The sequence below is a fragment of the Lachnotalea glycerini genome (assembly GCF_003201285.1).
GTDB lineage: Bacteria > Bacillota > Clostridia > Lachnospirales > Lachnospiraceae > Lachnotalea > Lachnotalea glycerini.
This window is the reverse complement of sequence record NZ_QICS01000001.1, coordinates 1,003,536-1,026,256: the sequence shown is the minus strand read 5'-3', so window position 1 is coordinate 1,026,256 and position 22,721 is coordinate 1,003,536. Positions and strand designations below refer to the sequence as shown.

Annotated in this window: 22 protein-coding genes; 20 read left to right on the top strand and 2 right to left on the bottom strand. The window is 35.5% G+C overall.

The features are described 5' to 3' along the window. Positions 1 to 13: 13 nt before the first annotated feature. Positions 14 to 2,032 carry an ATP-dependent helicase gene (locus C8E03_RS04335; protein ID WP_110290363.1) on the top strand — a complete coding sequence of 673 codons (2,019 nt, stop codon included), beginning with the start codon at positions 14 to 16 and terminating at the stop codon, positions 2,030 to 2,032. Next, positions 2,029 to 2,319 (top strand): hypothetical protein, encoded by a 291-nt coding sequence (locus tag C8E03_RS04330; protein ID WP_110290362.1) that lies wholly within the window; start codon positions 2,029 to 2,031, stop codon positions 2,317 to 2,319. The genes C8E03_RS04335 and C8E03_RS04330 overlap by 4 nt, the downstream gene beginning before the upstream one ends. A 91-nt stretch (positions 2,320 to 2,410) precedes the next feature. On the opposite strand, the gene C8E03_RS04325 is transcribed toward C8E03_RS04330, so the two are convergent. After that, positions 2,411 to 2,749 carry a DUF1292 domain-containing protein gene (locus C8E03_RS04325; protein WP_110290408.1) on the bottom strand — a complete coding sequence of 113 codons (339 nt, stop codon included), beginning with the start codon at positions 2,747 to 2,749 and terminating at the stop codon, positions 2,411 to 2,413. A gap of 280 nt (positions 2,750 to 3,029) precedes the next feature. Here C8E03_RS04325 and C8E03_RS04320 point away from each other — a divergent pair, with 280 nt between their 5' ends. From C8E03_RS04320 to C8E03_RS04245, 16 genes are all read left to right on the top strand, one after another. Further along, positions 3,030 to 3,611, top strand: a complete 582-nt coding sequence (locus tag C8E03_RS04320) for a hypothetical protein (protein WP_094377688.1) — start codon at positions 3,030 to 3,032, stop codon at positions 3,609 to 3,611. Between the two features lie 275 nt (positions 3,612 to 3,886). Further along, positions 3,887 to 4,324, top strand: coding sequence for a hypothetical protein (locus tag C8E03_RS04315; protein WP_094377687.1), 438 nt, complete (start codon positions 3,887 to 3,889; stop codon positions 4,322 to 4,324). A gap of 396 nt (positions 4,325 to 4,720) precedes the next feature. Beyond that, positions 4,721 to 4,951, top strand: coding sequence for an acyl carrier protein (gene acpP, locus C8E03_RS04310; protein WP_094377686.1), 231 nt, complete (start codon positions 4,721 to 4,723; stop codon positions 4,949 to 4,951). Between the two features lies 1 nt (position 4,952). Then, positions 4,953 to 5,876, top strand: a complete 924-nt coding sequence (gene fabK / locus C8E03_RS04305; RefSeq protein ID WP_094377685.1) for an enoyl-[acyl-carrier-protein] reductase FabK — start codon at positions 4,953 to 4,955, stop codon at positions 5,874 to 5,876. Positions 5,877 to 5,903: 27 nt separating this feature from the next. Further along, on the top strand, positions 5,904 to 6,821 hold the full coding sequence (gene fabD, locus C8E03_RS04300; protein ID WP_110290361.1) for an ACP S-malonyltransferase: 918 nt from the start codon (positions 5,904 to 5,906) through the stop codon (positions 6,819 to 6,821). A gap of 33 nt (positions 6,822 to 6,854) precedes the next feature. Beyond that, entirely contained in the window at positions 6,855 to 7,595 is a 741-nt protein-coding gene (fabG, locus tag C8E03_RS04295) for a 3-oxoacyl-[acyl-carrier-protein] reductase (protein ID WP_094377683.1), read from the top strand. 32 nt (positions 7,596 to 7,627) lie between these two features. Then, positions 7,628 to 8,866, top strand: a complete 1,239-nt coding sequence (fabF, locus tag C8E03_RS04290) for a beta-ketoacyl-ACP synthase II (protein ID WP_110290360.1) — start codon at positions 7,628 to 7,630, stop codon at positions 8,864 to 8,866. Continuing rightward, entirely contained in the window at positions 8,866 to 9,300 is a 435-nt protein-coding gene (gene accB, locus C8E03_RS04285) for an acetyl-CoA carboxylase biotin carboxyl carrier protein (protein ID WP_110290359.1), read from the top strand. The genes fabF and accB overlap by 1 nt, the downstream gene beginning before the upstream one ends. Positions 9,301 to 9,302: 2 nt before the next feature. Further along, positions 9,303 to 9,725 carry a 3-hydroxyacyl-ACP dehydratase FabZ gene (gene fabZ / locus C8E03_RS04280; protein WP_094377680.1) on the top strand — a complete coding sequence of 141 codons (423 nt, stop codon included), beginning with the start codon at positions 9,303 to 9,305 and terminating at the stop codon, positions 9,723 to 9,725. 14 nt (positions 9,726 to 9,739) lie between these two features. Continuing rightward, positions 9,740 to 11,095: an acetyl-CoA carboxylase biotin carboxylase subunit gene (locus C8E03_RS04275; RefSeq protein ID WP_094377679.1), complete on the top strand. Its 1,356-nt coding sequence runs from the start codon at positions 9,740 to 9,742 to the stop codon at positions 11,093 to 11,095. A 62-nt stretch (positions 11,096 to 11,157) separates the two neighbouring features. Next, a complete protein-coding gene (locus C8E03_RS04270) occupies positions 11,158 to 12,888 on the top strand; it encodes an acetyl-CoA carboxylase carboxyltransferase subunit alpha (protein WP_094377678.1) in 1,731 nt (576 codons plus the stop codon). A gap of 11 nt (positions 12,889 to 12,899) precedes the next feature. Further along, positions 12,900 to 13,955 (top strand): NAD(P)H-dependent flavin oxidoreductase, encoded by a 1,056-nt coding sequence (locus C8E03_RS04265; protein ID WP_110290407.1) that lies wholly within the window; start codon positions 12,900 to 12,902, stop codon positions 13,953 to 13,955. Between the two features lie 121 nt (positions 13,956 to 14,076). Then, complete coding sequence (locus tag C8E03_RS04260; RefSeq protein ID WP_110290358.1) at positions 14,077 to 14,979, top strand: S8 family peptidase; 903 nt, start codon at positions 14,077 to 14,079, stop codon at positions 14,977 to 14,979. 102 nt (positions 14,980 to 15,081) lie between these two features. Next, positions 15,082 to 15,906 (top strand): RsiV family protein, encoded by an 825-nt coding sequence (locus tag C8E03_RS04255; protein WP_110290357.1) that lies wholly within the window; start codon positions 15,082 to 15,084, stop codon positions 15,904 to 15,906. Between the two features lie 68 nt (positions 15,907 to 15,974). Beyond that, positions 15,975 to 17,135: an A/G-specific adenine glycosylase gene (locus tag C8E03_RS04250; RefSeq protein WP_094377676.1), complete on the top strand. Its 1,161-nt coding sequence runs from the start codon at positions 15,975 to 15,977 to the stop codon at positions 17,133 to 17,135. Between the two features lie 20 nt (positions 17,136 to 17,155). Then, positions 17,156 to 18,532, top strand: coding sequence for an MATE family efflux transporter (locus tag C8E03_RS04245; protein WP_094377675.1), 1,377 nt, complete (start codon positions 17,156 to 17,158; stop codon positions 18,530 to 18,532). Between the two features lie 200 nt (positions 18,533 to 18,732). Here the strand turns inward: C8E03_RS04245 and C8E03_RS04240 are convergent, their stop codons facing one another. After that, positions 18,733 to 19,212, bottom strand: a complete 480-nt coding sequence (locus C8E03_RS04240) for an S-ribosylhomocysteine lyase (protein WP_094377674.1) — start codon at positions 19,210 to 19,212, stop codon at positions 18,733 to 18,735. Positions 19,213 to 19,369: 157 nt separating this feature from the next. Here C8E03_RS04240 and C8E03_RS04235 point away from each other — a divergent pair, with 157 nt between their 5' ends. Further along, positions 19,370 to 21,610: a hypothetical protein gene (locus C8E03_RS04235; RefSeq protein WP_110290356.1), complete on the top strand. Its 2,241-nt coding sequence runs from the start codon at positions 19,370 to 19,372 to the stop codon at positions 21,608 to 21,610. A gap of 106 nt (positions 21,611 to 21,716) precedes the next feature. After that, positions 21,717 to 22,721: a tryptophan--tRNA ligase gene (gene trpS / locus C8E03_RS04230; protein WP_094377672.1), complete on the top strand. Its 1,005-nt coding sequence runs from the start codon at positions 21,717 to 21,719 to the stop codon at positions 22,719 to 22,721.

Below are 22,721 nucleotides of genomic sequence, written 5' to 3'. Positions count from 1 at the left end.
ATTTGGAGGCAACATGAATTTTAACTTAAATAATGGACAAAAGCAGGCAATCAGACATGGAGAAGGTCCTTGTATAGTGATCGCACCGCCAGGAAGCGGTAAAACTGCTGTCATTACACAAAGAACGAAATATTTAATTGAACAGCAAGGAATAAATCCTGCCAATATATTAGTCATTACATTTACAAAGGCAGCGGCGACTCAAATGAAAGAGCGTTTTGGGACACTAATGGGAGGAGCTTCTCCTGTTTCCTTTGGAACCTTTCATGCAGTTTTTTTTACGGTACTAAGACATGCTTACGGTTTTCGGGCCGAAAACATTTTAAAAGAGGAACAAAGAATTGAATTCTTAAGGGATATTATACATAGATTTGATCTGGAAATTGATGATGAAATGGAATTTATTTCGGATATTACAGGAGAAATTAGTTTAATAAAGAATGACAGAATTTCTCTGGAACATTATTATTCTACTAATTGTCCGGAGGATGTATTTCGTAAAATTTATCTGGAATATGATAATAAATTAAAAAATGCCAGACTGATTGATTTTGATGATATGTTGGTTTATTGCTATGAATTATTTAAAGTACGAAAGGATATATTAAATGCCTGGCAAAGTAAATACAAATATATTTTGATAGATGAATTTCAAGACATAAATAAAATACAATATGATATTATACGCATGTTAGCAAAACCAAATAATAATTTGTTTATTGTAGGAGATGATGATCAGTCTATTTACCGATTTCGTGGTGCTAAACCGGAGATAATGCTTAATTTTGATAAGGACTATAAGAATGCAAAGAAAGTATTGCTCAACACGAATTACCGTTCTACTCAATTAATTGTAGAGGGTGCTGTCAGAGTTATTCATAATAATAAGAGTCGTTTTGAAAAAGAGGTTAGAACTGTACAGGGGGAAGGTACACCAATTGTAATTAAGACGCTGAAAAACCAAGAGGAGGAAAACAAGGAACTGATTAACCAAATATTGGAATGCAGACAAAGTGGCGGTGATTTTTCCGATATTGCTATTTTGTATCGTACGAATACACAGCCGCGTATTCTTGTAGAAAAGCTGATGGAATACAATATACCTTTTAAAATGCGGGATATACTACCTAATATTTATGAGCATTGGATTACTAAAAATATTATTTCCTATATTCATCTTGCAACAGGCTCAAGGGAACGAAAGGAATTTCTTCAAATTATAAACAGACCTAAGCGATATGTAAGCCGTGAATGCCTTGATAACAAGCAGATTTCTTTTGAATATATGAGAGAATTCTATAAGGACAAGGATTGGATGCAAGAGAGGATTAATAAGCTGGAATATGACTTGAGGTTGCTAGCAAACATGCCGCCTTATGCTGCTATCAACTATATCAGACAAGGAATTGGATATGAGGAATATCTGCAGGAATATGCTAAATACAGAAGAATTAAGCCGGATGATTTAATTGATACTTTAAATGAAGTACAAGAAAGTGCCAAATCATTTAAAACTTTTGGAGAATGGTTTGTACATATAGATGAATATACCAATGAATTAAAGGCTCAGCTTAAGAACAGAAACTGTAACCATAATAGTGTTTCTCTCGCCACGATGCATAGCGCAAAGGGGCTGGAGTATAAGCGTGTCTACATTATTGATGTAAATGAGGGAATCACACCATTTCGCAAGGCAGTAACAGAGGCAGACTTAGCAGAGGAAAGGCGAATGTTTTATGTTGCATTGACTAGAGCAAAAGAGCAGCTATATGTCTATTCGCTGGAAGAGCGGTTAGGAAAGAAGCTTGAGGTGTCAAGATTTGTCGGAGAATTAATCGTAAATAAACAAGAATTAGTACCATCTAAGGAAATTATTCATAAGAAATATGGAGAGGGGGTTATTAAAGCGGTTGATAAGGATAAATTAATTATTTATTTTAAGAAAAATAAAAAGATTTTGGTATTGGATACTAATTTTTGTATCAGTAATCAATATATTAAGCTTAAGAAAGAGGATAGCATGTTAATATGATAGATAAAGAAAATTTTGTTTCTTTCAATTTTCTGAAAAAAGAAAATTATACTGGAAGTATGCAGGGAATGAGATATCAATTAAGCAAAGAAGAGGAAAATGAAGTTTTTAAGCTAAGAACAACCATTTGGCCGGAGCCATATTCTTTTCAGGTTACAAAAGAGGAGAAAAAACAATCGCATGATTTTGAATTTAGTAAGGATGGTAAAGACGAGGCAGTCGACTGGCTGAATCAGCAGTATGATCAGCAAAAAGAATTCTGGGATAAAGTTAATCCTTATAAATAACAAAAACGCTTATAAAAAGAATGATTGCTGATATGCAATCATATCCTTTATAAACGTTTTATAAAACCATAGTGAAGACTAAAACCTTGAATTATTCCTCATCTATTTCGTCAAATTCTTGAGAATCCAATAATTCATCAAAGGCATCAGCAACCATTTCATATTCGTCATCATCTTCAATGTTAGTTAGCTGAGGCTCTTCATTTTCATCCTCACTATAACGGTATAAGAACACTTCTCCGTCGTCATTATCTCCGTCTTCGTCAAGTGGGAGCAGTGCAATATAATCTTGGTTATTTACCGGGAAAATGGTTAAAATAGCACATTCTACTACCGTATCATCATCCAATGTTAAAGTAACGGTAGAATCAACATCAAACCCATATTCTTCATTGCATCCGCAGTCACAATTTTCGTCATGTTTACTCATTTCTATTCCTTTCTTCATATAAATAATTATTCTTAATAATTAATTGCAAGTATGTTTAATGTATCAGAATTATGAATGAAATGCAATATAAATATGGATTATATTTCTAAAATAAATATTGCAAAACCAACAAATGATAAATACAAGCGTACATTATGTTCCAATTATATTAAATATATATTAAAAAGAGGATAAATTAAAAAAAATGTGTTGACTTTATCCAGTTTTATAATAAAATGAAAATGGTAGAATTTTATAAAATTTGAGAGGAGAAACTTTCGTGGTTAGCAGTAGTACAAGTGAAGAACGTACCAGTCAAGGTTACAATGGGAATAGGAATAATGGGGGACGGCAAGAGTATAAGCCGAGAAGTTATAACAAGGACTATAAATCTGGTACAGACACAGAAAAAAAAGATTACAGAAATAGTAATAATGGTGAAAAAAAGGATTACCGAAGTAATTATAACACGGAAAGAAAAGATTACAAAAAAAGAGATGGAAATGATAAACCATATAATAACAACAGATATAATAAGGACGATGATTATGGTCAATCAAGAAATTCAAGAGCGGGGAATAACCACGGTAAGGACTATAAAACAAGAAACAACGATTCAAGAGGTGGTACTGCACAGCAAAAGGAAACAAAAGTTAGAGAACAACAGCCTGATAAAGTAGATATTGTTAAAAGATTAGAAAAAGAAAAAAAAGTAATGCAAAAGAAAACAGAAGCGAGTAAAAAAGCAAAAGGAGCTAATGCAAGACCACAGGTAAAAGTAAAGAGAACAAATAATATTGATTGGACGAAGGAATATGAAAATGATTCATTTGATGATGATGACATGTTCTATACGTATTGATAATTAAAATAAAGTCATAAAAAACTTAAAGGGTTATAATTAATTAAAACATGAGCTGCCGGATCATTAATAAATTCGATGGATTAATCAGTTTCAATTGAGTTATGGCTCTTTTTGTAATTTGTGTATAAAATTTTTAATCACACTGTAAAATTAAAATAACAGCTTCTTTCTAAATCAAAAAGTCTAAAGTACTATTGCAGTTATATGTAATTATGTTAAAATATTCTCAAGTTAATTCTTATTAATACAGTTCAAAGAGTTGAGGTGAAAACATGGCAGATATACGTATAGAATATAGAGCAGATCCAGCTAGGTGTCCTATATGTGGGGCAGATTATAGACAAGTTATACCAGAATTGGTGAAATGTGTGAAATGTGGATTTGAAGAAAAAAGTGTTTTTGGAATCATAAAAGAGTACATAGATAAAAATGGTGTTACCACCATGTCTGATGTTGCAAAGGGATGCAAGCTACCAATAAGAAAAGTAGATTATTATTTAAGAAGTGGACAATTAGAAATTCCTGAAAACTCGGAGATATTTATAAAGTGCAGAAGATGTGGTATCGATATCAGATATGGAAAATATTGCAGGGAGTGTGCATTGATATTATTAAAGGATATAACCAACTCCTTTGAAATAAAAGAAAGTGAAATAGGGGAAGTTCCAAGGAAGATGGAAGGGAAAATGCGATTTATTAATAAAGAATGATTACATATGGATATAAATTGAGACAATGTAGTAAAATGCGTGCTATGTTGTCTTTTTTATATTTTTCAGTTGAATAGGATTTGGGTGTTAAAAGCACTGATGCAGGAGGCATATATGCAAGTATTCATCTGCTTTAAAATTAAATAGGTAGTAAAAGTCTAAGATTCTGGCAATGCTATAGCTGAAATCTTTTTATTTTATAGGAAGGAGCTTGTTGAGGTAACGTCGCAAAAAGGAATTCTATTGAAGCAGTAACCCTGTTGAATGAGGGAGTATGAGTTAACCTTTTTTATTGAATTTGTAAAAATTTCTTGACAAAAATTTGGAAAGTATATATACTTTGGATATCAAACTATTTGTAAATCAAAACAATGTAAAATAAAGGAGAAAATTAACATGTTAGAAAGAATGAAAGAAATTATAGCGGAACAATTAAGTGCACAAGCAGATACAATTACACTAACCACATCCTTTAAAGAGGATTTAGGAGCAGATTCTTTAGATTTATTTGAATTGGTCATGGCACTGGAAGATGAATATTCCGTTGAAATTCCGTCAGAGGATTTAGAAAAATTAACTACGGTAGGAGAAGTAATCAATTATTTAAAGGAAAAAGGCGTAGAATAATATGAAAACCAGAGTGACAGAGCTTTTAGGTATAGAATATCCGATTATCCAGGGGGGAATGGCCTGGGTAGCAGAACATAATCTTGCAGCAGCAGTATCAAAAGCGGGTGGCTTTGGGCTTATTGGAGCAGCAAATGCCCCTGTAGATGTAGTAAGAATGGAGATTCGAAAAGCAAAGGAAATAACTGATAAGCCTTTTGGAGTTAACATTATGCTATTAAGTCCTTATGCCGAGGACATAGCGAGAATTGTAGTGGAGGAAGGTGTTTCGGCTGTTACAACAGGTGCAGGAAACCCTGAGAAGTATATGGATATGTGGAAAACTGCAGGCATTAAAGTAATTCCTGTTGTTGCATCTGTAGCTCTTGCCAGACGTATGGAGCGTTACGGAGCCGATGCAGTTGTTGCAGAAGGGTGTGAGTCTGGCGGACATATCGGAGAACAAACAACGATGACCCTGCTTCCACAGGTAGTGGATGCAGTAAAAATTCCAGTTATTGCAGCAGGTGGAGTAGGTGACGCAAGGGGATTTGCAGCAATCAGAATGTTAGGAGCTGAAGCAGCTCAAATTGGTACTCGTTTTGTTGTAGCTAAGGAAGCAGTCGTACATGAAGCTTACAAAAAGCGTATTATCAGTGCAAAGGACATTGACACAGAAGTAACAGGAAGAACAACAGGGCATCCGGTGCGATCGCTTCGAAATAAAATGACTAGAGAATATTTGAAATTAGAAAAAGAAGGGGCATCCTTTGAGGAATTAGAATACATGACACTAGGTTCTCTTCGTAAGGCAGTTGTAGATGGAGATATGATAGACGGTACCGTTATGGCGGGTCAGATTGCAGGCTTGATAAAGAAAGAGCAGTCATGCAGTGAGATTATACAAGAAATCATAAACGGCGCAGATAAATTACTAGGTATTTAAATAAATTTTGAGTTTAGGAGTTATTACATGAGTAAAATAGCTTTTGTATTTCCAGGACAGGGAACGCAATACTTTGGAATGGGAAAAGATTTTTATGACAATAGCAGTGAAGCAAGGAAGATATTTGATATAGCCAGTAAGCTGGGAAATATTGATATGGAACAGCTTTGCTTTGAGGAAAATGATAAGCTTAATATTACAAAGTATACGCAGATTGCAATGCTTACCGTTTGTTGTGCAATTTTGAAAGAGATTGAAAGCTTAAGCATCAAACCATTGGTATGTGCTGGCTTAAGCCTTGGCGAATACAGTGCATTGGTATGTGCTGGCATACTTAACTTTGAAGATGCTTTTAAAATAGTACAAAAGCGAGGTATTTTTATGCAGGAGGCAGTGCCAACAGGCGGTGCTATGGCAGCGATTATTGGTTTTGATACACAACAAATTGAAAATATATGTGAAGAAGCGAAGGGAATTGTTCAGATTGCAAATTATAATTGTCCGGGGCAGATTGTAATATCCGGAGTAGAAGAAGCAATAGAGGAAGCGTCCCATGCTTTGACAGCAGCAGGGGCAAAGAGAGTAATAAAGCTAAATGTAAGTGGCCCATTTCATTCAAAGCTGCTTTGTCAGGCAGGGAAAAAACTTAGAGAAGTACTTGTGAAAGCAGAATTTAAGGATATAACAATACCCTATGTAAGCAATGTTACTGCAGACTATGTTACAGATAAGAAATGCATTGTAGATTTGTTGGAAAAACAGGTATTTTCTTCTGTAAAATGGCAGCAAAGTATAGAAAAGATGCTTGAATCAGGAGTGGATACCTTTGTTGAAATAGGACCTGGAAAGACCTTATCAGGTTTTATTAAAAAAATTGATAAATCGGTGAAAGTAATAAACATAGATAAATATGATGATCTGGGCAAGTTGGATCAAATTAAATAATAATACTTAAATTACATTGATTGGAGTGAGGAAATGTTAAAGGGAAAAGTAGCATTAGTAACAGGAGCAAGCAGAGGAATAGGAAGAGAGATCGCAATCTCATTAGCCAAAGAAGGTGCATTTGTGGCAGTTAACTACAATGGCTCCAAAGAAAAGGCAGATGAGGTAGTAAAGCAGATACAAACCCAAGGAGGCAGTGCCAAAGCGTATCAGTGTAATGTAAGTGACTTTGAGGCAACAGCCAATTTAATTTCAGAGCTTGTAAAGGAGCATAAAAGAATTGATATATTAATAAATAATGCAGGCATTACAAAAGATAATCTTCTCATGAAAATGAAAGAAGAAGAATTTGATGAGGTAATTAATATTAATCTAAAGGGAGCCTTTAACTGTATCAGACATATTTCCAGACAAATGCTGAAGCAAAAGGGGGGTAAAATAATCAATATTTCATCGGTATCCGGTATTCTGGGAAATGCAGGCCAGGCAAATTACTGCTCGTCAAAGGCAGGAGTAATTGGTTTGACAAAAGCAACAGCCAGAGAGCTGGGAAGTAGAAAAATCACCGTAAATGCGGTTGCACCCGGCTTTATTGATACAGAAATGACTCAAGTGCTCTCAGAATCAGTAAAAGAAAGTGCAGTTAGTCAAATACCTCTTGGAAGATTTGGGCAAGGTAAAGAAGTTGCTGATTTGGTTTGTTTTTTAGCCTCAGACAAGGCTGACTACATTACAGGTCAGGTTATCAGTGTAGATGGCGGAATGGCAATGTAATTGCATCAACAAATCAAGAAAAGGAGTAGTTTATGAGAAGAGTAGTCATAACAGGAATGGGTGCTATTACACCTATCGGATTAAGTGTAGATGAATTTTGGAGCAGTGTTAAGGAAGAAAAGATAGGTTTTGGCGAAATTACCAAGTTTGACATAAGTCAGTTTAAGACAAAATTAGCGGCAGAGGTAAAGGGCTTCGAGGGAAAAAATTACATGGACATAAAAGCAGCGAAAAGAATGGAATTATTTTGCCAGTATGCTGTAGCTGCTACGAAAGAGGCAATTAAAGATGCAGCAATTGATATAGAAAAAGAAGACTCCTACCGAGTCGGAGTTTCGGTTGGCTCAGGGATAGGAAGCCTACAAGCATTAGAAAGAGAACATTCTAAACTGTTAGAAAAAGGTCCTGGAAGGATCAATCCGTTATTAGTTCCTCTTATGATTTCAAATATGGCAGCAGGAAATGTCTCGATACAGTTTGGTTTAAAAGGAAAGAGTATTAATGTTGTAACGGCTTGTGCAACAGGTACTAATTCAATTGGAGAAGCGTATAGGAGCATACAATGTAATGAGGCAGAGATAATGGTGGCCGGAGGAACAGAAAGCTCTATAACCCCAATTGGCATAGGAGGCTTTGCAGCGCTGACGGCACTTTCAGATTCCTCAGACCCGCTTCGTTGCTCCGTTCCGTTTGATAAGGAAAGAAGTGGTTTTGTAATGGGCGAAGGTGCAGCCATTGTCATTCTTGAAGAACTTGAGCATGCTAAAAAGCGCGGTGCTAAAATTTATGGAGAAATAGTAGGCTATGGTACATCCAGCGATGCTTTTCATATTACCTCACCTGCAGAAGATGGAGAGGGAGCAGCAAGGGCAATGCTAAATGCAGTAAATGAAGCAGGGATTAACCCGGAAGATATCGTTTATATTAATGCACATGGAACAAGTACTCATCACAATGATTTATTTGAAACAAGGGCAATTAAGTTAGCTTTTAAAGAGCATGCATATCAAATGAAAATAAATTCGACCAAATCAATGATAGGACACCTACTTGGGGCTGCTGGCGCTATTGAATTTATTACTTGTTTAAAAGAAATAGAAGAAGGGTATATTCATCCGACAGTAGGCTATCAGGTAAGGGATGAAGAATTGGATTTAAACTACATGCCCCAGGGTGAGTATATGGCAATTGAATATGCATTAAGTAATTCATTAGGCTTTGGTGGTCATAATGCAAGTATTTTAGTAAAGAAATACAGCGAGGTATCATAATGGAATTAGAAAGTATTATTAAATTAATTAAAGCAGTATCCGAATCTTCCGTAACAAACTTTGAATTTGAAGAGGAAAATATAAAGCTGGTTTTAGAGAAGAATATAGCGACACAGATGATTTCGGCTGCGCCGGCTTCAATTCAGCAGCAGATTGCAGAGCAATCGGTATGTTCACAGAGTATCAATGAGGATAAAAAAATTGTTAAATCAATATTAGTGGGAGTTTTTTATAGTGCGTCCGGACCAGAAGAGGCTCCCTTTGTGAAAATTGGAGATACTGTGAAAAGGGGTCAAATCATTGGAATTATTGAAGCAATGAAGCTTATGAATGAAATAGAATGTGATTGTGATGGAATTGTAGAAGAAATTTTAGTAAATGATGGTGACATGGTAGAATATGGTCAGCCATTGTTTCGGATAAAGGAAGTGTAAAGATGTTGGGTATTAAGGAAATCATGGATATTATACCACATAGGCAGCCATTTTTGTTGATAGACCGAATCGAAGAATTAGAAGCAGGAAAAAGGGCGGTTGGAAAAAAATGTGTATCCTATAATGAACCATTTTTTAATGGACATTTTCCAGCAGAACCAGTTATGCCAGGAGTTCTTATCATTGAAGCACTAGCCCAGGTAGGAACAGTTGCTATGCTAAGTGTTCCTCAAAATAAGGGAAAGATTGGATATTTTGGTGGAATCAATTCAGCCAAATTTAGAAAAAAGGTAGTACCAGGAGACGTACTTACCTTAGAGGTTGAAATTATAAAGCAAAAGGGACCTATGGGAATTGGCAGTGCCAAAGCGTATGTAGATGGCAAAGTGGCAGTAGAGGCTGAATTGACATTTGCAATAGGTTAAAAGAGGTGCTTAGTATGTTTAAGAAAATATTAATAGCAAATCGCGGAGAAATTGCAGTGAGGATAATACGTGCTTGCAGGGAGATGGGAATTGGAACGGTAGCAGTTTATTCCACTGTGGATAAGGAGGCACTTCATACACAACTGGCTGATGAAGCAATCTGCATTGGTCCGGCACCAGCAAAAGACAGCTACTTAAATATGGAGAGAATTATCAGTGCGTGTATTGCAGCAAAAGCAGATGCAATCCATGCTGGGTTTGGCTTTCTTTCAGAAAACAGCAAATTTGTGGATATGTGCTCAAAATGTAACATAGTCTTTATCGGTCCTTCTGCTGATGTAATTAATAAAATGGGTAACAAGGCGGAGGCAAGAAATACCATGATTACTGCTAATATACCAGTTGTTCCCGGAACGAAAGAGCCTGTCTACAGCGCAAAACAAGGTAAAAAATTTGCCGATGAAATCGGTTATCCTGTTATTGTAAAGGCATCAAGCGGCGGTGGTGGAAAGGGTATGAGAATTGTTGAAAACAAGGAAGAATTTGAGCATCAGTTTAATACCGCCCAAATTGAATCTGTTAATGCTTTTGGTGATGATACGATGTATATAGAAAAATATGTTAGAAATCCAAGACACATAGAATTTCAGATATTGGCAGACAAATATGGAAATGTTGTTCAGCTTGGAGAAAGAGATTGTTCTATACAAAGGCATCATCAAAAATTAATAGAAGAGTCCCCTTCAATTGCAATCAGCAAAAAGTTACGAAAAAAGATGGGCGATACTGCAGTCAGGGCAGCCAAGGCGGCAGGCTATGAAAATGCAGGAACTATTGAATTTTTACTAGATAAAGATGAAAAATTTTATTTTATTGAAATGAATACAAGAATTCAGGTAGAACACACTGTAACTGAGACAATTACAGGAATTGATTTAGTACAGGAACAGATTAAGATTGCCATGGGAGAAGCCTTAAGCTTTACGCAGGAGGAAGTTTGCCTTGATGGGCATTCTATTGAGTGCAGAATTAATGCAGAAAATCCGGCTAATAATTTCAGCCCGAGTCCTGGTAAAATAACAAATCTTCATCTTCCAGGCGGTAAAGGAGTGCGTATTGATACAGCATTGTTTTGTGGTTATACGGTACCGGCCGTATATGATTCCATGATTGCAAAGGTAATTGTACACGATTCAAGCAGAGAAAAGGCAATTAATAAAATGAGAAGCGTCCTTGGAGAATTTATTATTGAAGGTATTTGTACAAATATTGATTTTCAATATGAAATTCTTAATAATATAGATTTTAGAGCTGGAAATATCAGTACTGACTTTATCAGTCAGACATTTCGAGAAAATAGCAGTAATTGAGCGCAGGAATCTGTTGAACAATGGCTTTATTGATAACCAATTTAGAATTAGGAGATAGGCATATGTTAAAGTTTAAAAAAACAACATATATTACAATAAATAGAAGCAATGAGCGAACAGTTAAGCCGGTAGGTGAGGGTGATTTAATGAATGAACCACATATTCCGGAAGGTATGTGGAAAAAATGTAATGCCTGTCAAAGCATGATTTATACAGAAGATATTATGAATGGCAACTACACCTGTAATAAGTGCGGAAATTACTTTCGTATTGATGCTAAAACAAGAATTAGTATGGTTACCGATAAAGGCAGCTTTATTGAATGGGATACAGGGATTGAAAATAGCAATCCTCTTGATTTTAAGGATTACAAAGAAAAAATAAATACTCTTCAGGAACGTACTAATTTAGATGAGGCAGTAATTACAGGTGAAGCAATGTTTCATGGTGAAAAGGCTGCAATTGGAGTGTGTGATGCGGGCTTTTTGATGGGAAGCATGGGATATGTTACAGGTGAAAAAATAACTAGAATGATAGAGAAAGCCACAGATAAAAAACTTCCAGTTATTATTTTTGCGTGTTCAGGCGGAGCAAGAATGCAGGAGGGTATCGTATCATTAATGCAAATGGCTAAGACCTCAGCCGCCCTGAAAAAGCATTCCGATGCGAAGTTATTGTATATTACGGTACTTACAGATCCAACCACTGGCGGTGTAACTGCAAGTTTTGCAATGCTTGGCGACATTATTATGGCAGAGCCTGGAGCTTTAATTGGCTTTGCAGGACCAAGGGTCATCGAGCAGACAATAGGACAAAAGCTTCCGGAAGGATTTCAAAGAGCAGAATTTTTAGTAGAACATGGATTTGTAGACAGAATCATAAGAAGAGAAGAGACAAAGGATATTTTGGCAAAATTAATCAAGGTTCATACGTCAACACCTGAGGTTGAATTAAACAACATAGAGCATTTTGATTGTGAAAAACTTATGGAATATACAGGGACGAAATATAAAAAGACAGCATGGGAGCAGGTTCAAATAGCCAGAATGTCAGATCGTCCGACAGCACTGGATTATATCAATGAAATTTTCGATGTGTTTGAAGAATTACATGGTGACAGATTATTTGGCGATGATAAGGCTATCGTTGGCGGACTTGGTATTCTAAATGGTATGGCAGTAACTGTTATTGGTGAGCAGAAAGGCAGAAATACGAAAGAAAATATAGAGCGAAATTTTGGTATGCCGTCTCCTGAAGGTTACCGAAAAGCGTTACGTTTGATGAAACAGGCAGAAAAATTTAAGCGTCCCATTATTAACTTTGTAGATACACCGGGTGCATTTTGTGGTTTGGAAGCAGAACAAAGAGGGCAAGGTGAAGCAATTGCCAGAAATCTAATGGAAATGTCAGGCTTAAAAGTACCTGTACTAAGTATTATTATTGGCGAAGGAGGAAGTGGTGGTGCACTTGCACTTGCGCTTGGTAATGAGGTTTGGATTATGGAGAATGCTACTTATTCGATACTTTCGCCAGAGGGTTTTGCCTCTATATTGTGGAAAGACAGTAAAAGAGCCGATGAGGCAGCAGAGGTAATGAAAATTACTGCAAATGATTTAAAGAAGTTAAATATAGTAGAACGAATCATTCCGGAACCGGATAAGTTGGATTGTACAACAATTAGCAAATTAAATGAATATTTTAAATACCACATAAGTCAGTTCTTACTAAAATATCACAACTTCACGGAAGACGAAATAATAGAAGAACGATATCACCGATTTAGAAATATGTAGTGGAGGAAAAAATATTGGAGATAAAACCGTTACAAATTGGAGAATTAGTTGCTAAGGTGCCCGTTATTCAGGGAGGTATGGGAGTTGGGATAAGCCTTTCAAACCTTGCAGGAAATGTTGCAGCCGAGGGGGGAATAGGTATCATTTCAACTGCTCAAATCGGGTTTAGAAGTAAAGAGTTTAATAAAAATCCTATGGCTGAAAATTTAAAGGCAATAGCAGAAGAGATTAAAAAAGCGCGTGAAATAGCAAAGGGCGGTATAATCGGTGTTAATATCATGGTAGCAACGAAAGACTATGAGGAATATGTAAAAGCTGCAGTAAAAGCTGGTGTAGATTTAATTATATCAGGTGCTGGTCTTCCTACTATTTTACCAAAGCTAATTGAAAGCTCCAAAACAAAAATTGCACCGATTGTTTCCTCTTTAAAGGCGGCAGATATCATATGTAAGCTTTGGGACAGAAGATACAAAAAATCTCCTGATCTAGTTGTGATAGAAGGTGCAAAAGCAGGAGGACATTTAGGCTTTTCTCTTGAAGAAATCGAAAGCTTTAATCAGGATGAGTATGATATGGAAATTGAGAAGATTATTAAACTGGTTGACGAGTATGGTAAAAAGTACGAAAAGCAGATTCCTGTTGTTGTTGCAGGAGGGGTATATACACGTGAAGATTTAGAGCATTATATTAATCTTGGTGCAAGCGGTGTGCAGATTGCAAGCCGATTTGTCGGTACTTATGAATGTGATGCAGATATTAAGTATAAAGAAGCCTATATCAAGGCAGCAAAAGAGGATGTTGTTATTGTAAAAAGTCCAGTTGGTATGCCAGGAAGAGCAATTCATAACGCTTTTCTTGAACGGTTAAAGCAGGGGCCAATAAAGGTAGAGGGTTGTAAAAATTGTCTGTCTCACTGTGATCCGGCTACGATACCATATTGTATTACGCAGGCATTAATCAATGCTGCAAAGGGAGACATAGATAATGGTCTTATATTTTGCGGAGACAATGTGTACCGTGTTGACAAAATGGTACATGTAAAAGACATTATGGATGAATTTAAATAAATGTATATAAAATCAAATGGCTGCAGTGTAGTTGTTTGATTTTTTGTTTATTATGATATCTAAGTTTCAATCCATCGTATTTTTTCATAGTATATAGTAATGAGTCCGATGGAGAAATAAAGTGAATTATGTAAGAAAAAAACTAAATTATAATTACGCATCAAACAAACATATTACTGGTAAGGGTGTAACGATAGCGGTAATGGATACGGGAATTTATCAGCATAGTGACTTTGAAAATCGAATAATTGGCTTTAAAGACCTGATTAACAATAGAGTGGGGATTTATGATGATAATTCACATGGGACCCATGTGTCTGGAATATGTGCTGGAAGTGGATGGCTGTCAAATGGAAAATATGCGGGAATGGCGCCAGGGTGCAACATAGTTATGATTAAAATATTAGATGAAAATGGAAATGGCGAAACCACTTCTGTAACAGAAGGCATTAATTGGATTTTACGAAACAGGCAAAGATATAACATAAGGTTATTAAATATATCGGTCGGAACGCTTCCGCGTACAGGTGCAGATGAAAAGTCAGCCATTATTGAGAGCGTAGAAGATGCATGGGATAAAGGCATTGTTGTAGTGGCTGCTGCCGGCAACAGCGGACCTGCTGGTTATACAATAACAACGCCCGGAATCAGTAAAAAAGTAATTACGGTAGGTTCTTCGGATGATGGGCAGCAGGATGCTTTTGGAAGAGTGAAGATGAATTATTCAGGCAGAGGACCGACCTTATCTTGTATCTGCAAGCCGGATATTGTAGCCCCCGGAATGAATATCACCTCTTGCAATGCAATGAATTTTAGAGATGGCAAGGCCTATTCAGTAAAAAGTGGGACTTCTATGTCTACGCCTATAGTAACAGGAGCAATTGCTCTTTTATTGGAGAAGTATCCTGATATGGGAACAAGGGATGTTAAAATCAGAATTAAGGAAAGGGCAGAAAATCTTGGTCTTCCACGTAATAGGCAAGGTTGGGGCGCGTTGGATATTGAACATTTATTAAGTGATTAATAAGAAAGGTTCAGGTTACCATAAATCTGAACCTTATTACTGTTTACAAAATGATATTATGGGCATATACTGTTAGATACAAGGTTAATATTGGAGGAAGTTATGAAACAAAAATTATTAGTAATATTAGCAATTATTATATGCTTTGGTATTTCGGGATGTCAAAGCAATCAAAATACAAAAGCAAAGCAAACAGACTCAAAACAGTTAGCAGAGGATGCAGCGGATGCAGAGGATAGCAGCAATTATTTTGATGTGAACATAACCTTTGAGGATCAGTCAAGAGAAGAAAAGGATGAGAATGGAGCATTATTACTAACAATTACTGGTAATCTGCCAATAGTAACAGTAGAGGGAAATGATGTTGCAACAGAGAAAATAAATGCCTATTACAAGGAAAGTCAGAAAAATCTGGAAGATCAAATTCAGGAGTACATACAATACGCAAATGATGATTATGTGAACGCAGATGCAGACAGACAAAAATACTGGAATGGATATGCACTTGGAGAGAGCTATCAAACGGCAAGGGTCGATTCGTCCATTATTAGTATTATTGAAGATTCCTATGAATATGCAGGAGGAGCACATCCTAATTCCTATCGTACAGCACAAAATTTTGATACAATAACGGGAGAGCTTCTCAAGCTAGAGGATATATTTACGGATACGACAAAAGCAAAAGAATTTGTGAATGAATATTTATTAAAGCTTATGAAGGATAGAGTAGAGGAATACGGATATTTTGAGGACTATGAAAACAGTGTTGGTGACATATTAACGGACGATACCTGGTACTTATCAGATGAGGGATTAGTAGTAATTTGCAATGAATATATTGTTTCGCCTCATGCGGCCGGTATTCAGGAATTTGTAATTCCTTATTCTGAATTTCCTTATTTAGTGGAACAATATCAGAAGCATTAGTTTAGAACATAATAAAGTGCCTCTATTTTATCAGAAGTAGAGGCTTTTTGAATGAAAGGAATTAGAAAATGCAATACGATTACAGTGAAACGGTTGAATATTTATTGCATTGGTTTGATTATAACGCCAGAATTTTGCGCTGGCGAATTGAGCCTAGTGCATATTATATATGGATATCTGAAATCATGCTACAACAGACCAGAGTAGAAGCAGTAAAGACTTATTTTGATCATTTTGTGGAGGAATTACCAGACATCAAAGCACTTGCAGAATGTGAAGAAGAACGGCTTTTAAAGTTGTGGGAAGGTCTAGGATACTATAATCGTGTTCGAAATTTACAAAAGGCGGCACAAATTATTATGAAAGACTATCAAGGACAGTTACCTTCTGATTATCAGGAGCTGCTAAAGCTTCCGGGTATTGGCTCTTATACGGCAGGAGCAATTGCATCAAATGTATATAATATTCCTGTTCCATCCGTGGATGGCAATGTACTTCGGGTGGCCAAGCGTATTGCGGGAAGCTATGATGATATCACTAAGGCAGCAGTGAAAAGGCAGCTAGAAAATGATTTAAGGGAAATTATGCCAGAGGATCGACCGGGAGATTTCAACCAGTCACTTATGGAGCTTGGAGCGGTGATTTGCATTCCAAACGGTAAGCCGTTGTGTGAACAGTGTCCTGTAATGCATTTGTGCAAGGCTTTTCAAGAGGGAATACAGATGAAAATTCCAGTCAAATCACCCAAAAAATCAAGAAAAATAGAAGATAAAACGCTATTATTAATTGAATTTCAATATATAGAAAAAAAAGAGAGAAGTGAGCGGTTAATCAATTATTATGCGATACAAAAGAGGATGCAAAAGGGCTTGTTGGCAGGAATGTGGCAATTGCCTAGTTTGGAAGGAAAGAAAAGTACTTTGCAGATTAAAAAGTACTTGCAGACTTTCATACAGTGTTATCAGAATAATTTTGACATTGCAATAGAGCCGTTGGAAGAAAGTAAACATATATTTTCTCATATTGAATGGCATATGAAAGGCTATCATATTAAGCTGATACAAAAAAAAGAGTCAGCCAAGGTGGAAGATGCAAAAGCTCAAATTAATGAGTTGTTAGTATACTCAGGGGCAACAAAGCAACAGGATTTGACATGGATCCAGGCTAAGCAGCTTAAGGATTATGCACTGCCGTCTGCGTTTGATGCTTATAGAGGATATATACAATAGAGGAGGAGTCTAGAAAACGAATGAAGAATGATTTTTCTAAGGGGAGTGTTATAAAAAATATTTTAAATCTAGCATTTCCAATGACAATGGCACAATTAATCAATGTTTTATATAATATAGTGGATCGTATTTACATAGGGAAAATTCCTGAGAATGCTACTTTATCATTGACAGGCCTTGGTCTGGCATTTCCTATTATTACTATTATTACTGCATTTGCAAATTTGATAGGTATGGGAGGAACTCCACTATTTTCTATAGAAAGAGGCAATCAAAATGAAAAGGAAGCAGAATATATATTGGGAAATTCCTTTTGTATTTTATTGATATTTTCAGTTATTTTAACAACTAATACCTATCTTTTTAGACGACCTTTGCTCTTTTTGTTTGGTGCAAGCAGTGCAACCTATCCTTTTGCCGATGCGTATTTGAAAATATATCTAATTGGAACGGTATTTGTATTAATAGGACTGGGCATGAATAGTTTTATTAATGCGCAGGGCTTTGGAAGAATAGGGATGTTTACAGTTGTCATAGGGGCTATTGCTAATATTATATTAGATCCGATTTTTATTTTTGCATTTGGTATGGGAATCAAAGGTGCTGCGTTGGCAACCGTCATATCACAAGCATTATCAGCCATATGGATTATAAAATTCTTAGTAGGAAAAAAGACAATTCTAAGACTTAAGGTGAAATGTTTGCAACTAAATGTAGATCGAATTAAAAAGATTTTATCTTTGGGCTTATCCGGTTTCATTATGTCTATTACAAATGGAGCAGTTCAGATTATGTGTAATGCAACCTTGCAAACCTACGGCGGAGATTTATATATTGGTGTTATGACTGTAATTAATTCGATAAGAGAGGTCATTTCTATGCCGGTTATGGGTATAACAAATAGTGCACAACCTGTTATTGGATACAATTATGGAGCAAAAGAATATGGAAGAGTAAAAACGGCCATTCAATTTATGTCATCCGTCTGTATTGCTTATACATTAATTGCTTGGGGAATTTTAAATATTTTTCCAAACTTTTTCATAGAGATTTTCAATAAGGATACGGATTTGGTTAATGCAGCCATTCCCGCTCTTAAGATATACTATTTTGGATTTTTTATGATGGCATTTCAATTTTCAGGTCAGTCAACCTTTGTTGCATTGGGAAAAGCAAAACAGGCAGTCTTTTTCTCTCTGCTAAGAAAAGCAGTTATCGTAATACCGCTGACAATATGGCTGCCCCATATTAGTAATCTTGGAACTAATGGGGTGTTTTTAGCAGAACCAATTTCAAATTTTATTGGTGGTTTAGCTTGCTTTATTACGATGCTTATTACTGTGATTCCAGAGTTAAGGAAAAAAGGAAATGAAAGATCTGCTATCGATTGCAATTGAAGCATTTAGAAAATATCATGAATTCGCCATGGGAGCAGAAGAATATTATTGGATTATATTAATAGGGAAATTTTCTGGATTTCCCTATTAATTAATGTAAAGAGTAAGCATACATGCAGACAAAGTTATTACGTAATTGTTGCTAATCAAAATATCCTCTTAAGCAGAGACAAAAAAAGATAAGGTTTCAACGAAATATCTTATTTGGGATAAACAAGACGAGTTTCGTCAATTTGATATAATACATCATTTAAGAATTTATTAGAAAGATAATTTGCCATAGGAAGATTCATATCCAGATAGTTACCACAATCCTTTGCACTTGCACCGGGTATCTCATCTTTGTAATCTCTTATAAATTCAAACATCTCGGTTAATAAAGGAATGATAACCCTGGATTCGTAATCACCTGAAAGAAGAAGATAAAAGCCGGTTCTACAGCCCATAGGTCCAAAGTAAATAATTTTATTTCCATATTCCTTATGATTTCTGAGAAAGGTAGCGGCTAAATGTTCAATTGCATGCATTTCAGCGGTGTTCATGACCGGTTCACCATTTGGCTTAGTCATGCGGATATCAAAGGTAGTGATAAGGCCATCCCCAACCGGGTCTTTTCGTGATACATATACTCCTGGTATCAATTTAATATGGTCAATTGTAAAGCTGGTTATTTTCTCCATAAAAACCTCCTTATTAAAAAAGTAATTTGTCATTCTATTTCATTTTCTGTTTGAAATATGACAACATATATTGTATCATATATTGTACTTTGAATAAAGCTTATCTATTATAGCTAAGTATTTAGTCCGAATTATTACAAAAGAAAAGGAGAAAGCAATGAAAAAGAGGACTTATATCATAATTTGTGCAGTGATATTGATTATATTAGCGTTAAATAAAGGAAATGATAAATACGATCGCATGTTTTTGATGAATTCTTTTAATATAACAAATGCTTCTGCTCAGAACCGATATAGTGCAACCATATATGGTGATGAGACAAATGCGGGCGTCTTTGCGAATGGCCCTGATGTAAATTTAGATAAAGGTGAGTATATCTTAACCATTCATTATAAGGCAGATACCAATAAAAATTATGTTAATATTACTTCTAAAATAGATGGTAATGATGTAGTTCTAAGTGAAGAAGAAAGTTGTTTATATTATGAAGAAACATCAAAAGAAATACGTATTATAGCAAAAAAGGATATAGAAAATTTAAAATTCGAGGTAGAATTTGGTGGTATAGGCACGTTCATACTGGAAAGTGTTGAGATAGAAAGTGTTGAGAATATTTATAATGACAGCCTAATGACAGTGTTTATTTTTGCATTAATTTGTACAGCAATAGGAATCTTAGGATATGGAAAAAATATTCAGAATAGAAAGGAAAAGCTAGAGGTTGCTTTAGCATTGATTATTATAACTGTATGCTCAAGCTATATCCTTTTAGGTAATTCTCTTATATGGGGGCATGATATTAATTATCATTTAAATCGAATTCAAGGAATTAAAAATGCACTGCTTAGCGGACAATTTCCTGTTCGAATCCATACAGGTTTATTGGAAGGGTATGGATATGCAAGTCCGTTCTTTTATCCAGAATTATTTTTATATATTCCGGCACTGTTAAGAATAATGGGAGTGTCTTTAGTAAGCGCGGTTCAAGCTTTTTGTATTCTTATTAATTTTATGACTGCATATTTTATGTATTTAGCCGCCTTTAAGATTTCCAAATCAAGATATATTGGTATTATAAGCAGTGCATTTTACGTGTTATCTATTTACCATTTATGTGATATGTATACACGTTTTGCACTTGGAGAAGTTCTGGCAATGACATTTATACCTTTGATTATATATGGTATTTATGAACTTTTGTATGGCGATGAGACAAAATGGAAATATGCAGTGGCAGGAGTGACAGGTGTGTTACAAAGTCATATCCTTACTATGGTATTTACAATTCCTCTTATCCTGATAGCATGCATGATATGTATAAAAAAACTGCTCAACAAGAAACGTTTCTTTTCGTGTGTGAAAGCGGTTTTGGCCTGCCTGTTATTAAATATTTGGTTTTTGATTCCGTTTTTACAGCTTATGAAAGAGGATATCAATTTGGAGCAGCTAGAAGAACCAGTTGCTAATTATGCACTTTATATTTCACAGTTGTTTGAATCTTTTACCGGAGCCACAGGAACCAGAAATGTAGTAGGAGCTGCTACTGGAAATGTTATGCCAACACATATAGGCATTATATTAATTGTGACAGTAATTCTTGCTTTATATAATATTTTTAATAAAAATATTGAAGCCCGAGAAGAAAGAAAAGTAGTGGGAGTGTTGATTCTATTTGGTTCTTTAACTGCCTTTGCAACTACTTATTTATTTCCATGGGAATATTTACAAAGTATTCCTATGCTTCATGATGTAGTGACAAAGGTTCAATTTCCATGGAGATTACTAGCCTATGCTACGGCATTCTTTTCTATCGCAGGTGCGTATGGAATTTATTATTTATTCAAGAGCGAAGAGCTAAGAAAATTAATGATTATTGTGAGTTTGGCTGTCGGTATCATACCAGCCGGAATGTTTTTAGATGATTTTAATACAGGCAAAATTACAGTTTACCGTGGAGAAACAATTGACGAGAATCGAATAGCTGGCGGAGAATACCTTTATACAGATACAAATCCTGATCTGATTAAAGAACGAGGAGATATAACACAAACATCTAGTGACAGGCTGCTCATTACCAATTATTCCAGAAACCTAGGATCAATTGTATTAGATTTAGAAAATACAAGTACAAATCAAGAATATATTGAAGTACCATTATTGTATTATCCTGGCTATATAGCTGAATTGGAGTCAGGTACAAGACTTACAATTGAAAGAGGAGAAAATAATGTTATGAGGATTGATGTACCAGCAGATACAAAAGGAGTACTTACTATCAAATATCGTGGCAGAAAGCTGTGGGATTTGTGCACTGCTGTTTCAATTTTAACGTTGCTGAGTTTACTGTTGTGGAATCACAGGAATAAATTATCAGTCTTATTGGGCAAGAGGAAATAATACATTTGACAATTATTATTCAAAATAGTAAACTGAATACAGATAATTCATAAAACAAAAGTTACACGTCCTTATGGATGTGTGCTTTTTAATTGGAGGATATACAATGATTGGTGATAAGAAAGTACTTTTTAGCGGCATGCAGGCAACCGGTAATTTAACAATTGGGAATTATTTAGGTGCGTTAAAAAACTGGGTTAATATAGGCGATGAATACGAATGTTTTTTTAGTGTAGTTGATTTACACTCCATTACGGTAAGACAGGATCCGGCAACTTTGCGAAAAAGGGCAAGAGAACTTCTGACTCTTTACATAGCGGCGGGACTTGATGCAGAGAAAAACTGTATTTATTATCAGTCGCATGTTTCTGCACATGCCGAATTATCATGGATTCTTAACTGCTTTACTTATATGGGTGAGCTGAACAGAATGACACAGTTTAAGGATAAATCAGCAAAAAATGCCGACAATATTAATTCTGGACTTTTCACTTATCCGGTTTTAATGGCAGCAGATATTTTATTATATCAGACAGATGTAGTGCCGGTTGGAATTGATCAGATGCAGCATTTAGAAATTGCAAGAGATATCGGAACAAGATTTAACAGTATTTACGGCGATGTTTTTACAATACCTGAGATTTATATGGGCAAAGTGGGACGTAAGATTATGTCATTGCAAGAGCCATCTAAGAAAATGTCCAAGTCGGATGAAAATCCAAATGGAAGCATATATCTTACTGATGAGCCAGATGCTATCATCCGCAAATTCAAGCGTGCTGTGACTGATTCAGGCAGTGATGTCATATATTCTGAGGATAAGCCGGGAATCAAGAATTTGATTGATATATATTGTGCAATTACAGGCAAAGAAACCAAAGAAGTAGAAAAGGAATTTGATGGAAAAGGTTACGGCGATTTTAAGCTTGCAGTAGGAGAAACAGTGATGGATTGTTTAAAGCCAATTCAAGATAAACAAAAGGAATTATTAAAGGATAAACAATACATTGACGGCGTAATTAAGAATAATGCTGAAAAAGCAAATTATTTTGCTACAAAAACCCTTCGTAAGGTTCAAAGAAAGGTAGGTTTCCCGGATAGGGTGAAATAA

What these genes read in the sequence shown, in the direction of transcription:
- C8E03_RS04335 (WP_110290363.1), top strand. Translation starts at nt 14, where the DNA reads ATGAATTTTAACTTAAATAATGGACAAAAGCAGGCAATCAGACATGGA.
- C8E03_RS04330 (WP_110290362.1), top strand. Translation starts at nt 2,029, where the DNA reads ATGATAGATAAAGAAAATTTTGTTTCTTTCAATTTTCTGAAAAAAGAA.
- C8E03_RS04325 (WP_110290408.1), bottom strand. Translation starts at nt 2,749, where the DNA reads ATGAGTAAACATGACGAAAATTGTGACTGCGGATGCAATGAAGAATAT.
- C8E03_RS04315 (WP_094377687.1), top strand. Translation starts at nt 3,887, where the DNA reads ATGGCAGATATACGTATAGAATATAGAGCAGATCCAGCTAGGTGTCCT.
- acpP (WP_094377686.1), top strand. Translation starts at nt 4,721, where the DNA reads ATGTTAGAAAGAATGAAAGAAATTATAGCGGAACAATTAAGTGCACAA.
- fabK (WP_094377685.1), top strand. Translation starts at nt 4,953, where the DNA reads ATGAAAACCAGAGTGACAGAGCTTTTAGGTATAGAATATCCGATTATC.
- fabD (WP_110290361.1), top strand. Translation starts at nt 5,904, where the DNA reads ATGAGTAAAATAGCTTTTGTATTTCCAGGACAGGGAACGCAATACTTT.
- fabG (WP_094377683.1), top strand. Translation starts at nt 6,855, where the DNA reads ATGTTAAAGGGAAAAGTAGCATTAGTAACAGGAGCAAGCAGAGGAATA.
- fabF (WP_110290360.1), top strand. Translation starts at nt 7,628, where the DNA reads ATGAGAAGAGTAGTCATAACAGGAATGGGTGCTATTACACCTATCGGA.
- accB (WP_110290359.1), top strand. Translation starts at nt 8,866, where the DNA reads ATGGAATTAGAAAGTATTATTAAATTAATTAAAGCAGTATCCGAATCT.
- fabZ (WP_094377680.1), top strand. Translation starts at nt 9,303, where the DNA reads ATGTTGGGTATTAAGGAAATCATGGATATTATACCACATAGGCAGCCA.
- C8E03_RS04275 (WP_094377679.1), top strand. Translation starts at nt 9,740, where the DNA reads ATGTTTAAGAAAATATTAATAGCAAATCGCGGAGAAATTGCAGTGAGG.
- C8E03_RS04270 (WP_094377678.1), top strand. Translation starts at nt 11,158, where the DNA reads ATGTTAAAGTTTAAAAAAACAACATATATTACAATAAATAGAAGCAAT.
- C8E03_RS04255 (WP_110290357.1), top strand. Translation starts at nt 15,082, where the DNA reads ATGAAACAAAAATTATTAGTAATATTAGCAATTATTATATGCTTTGGT.
- C8E03_RS04250 (WP_094377676.1), top strand. Translation starts at nt 15,975, where the DNA reads ATGCAATACGATTACAGTGAAACGGTTGAATATTTATTGCATTGGTTT.
- C8E03_RS04245 (WP_094377675.1), top strand. Translation starts at nt 17,156, where the DNA reads ATGAAGAATGATTTTTCTAAGGGGAGTGTTATAAAAAATATTTTAAAT.
- C8E03_RS04240 (WP_094377674.1), bottom strand. Translation starts at nt 19,212, where the DNA reads ATGGAGAAAATAACCAGCTTTACAATTGACCATATTAAATTGATACCA.
- C8E03_RS04235 (WP_110290356.1), top strand. Translation starts at nt 19,370, where the DNA reads ATGAAAAAGAGGACTTATATCATAATTTGTGCAGTGATATTGATTATA.
- trpS (WP_094377672.1), top strand. Translation starts at nt 21,717, where the DNA reads ATGATTGGTGATAAGAAAGTACTTTTTAGCGGCATGCAGGCAACCGGT.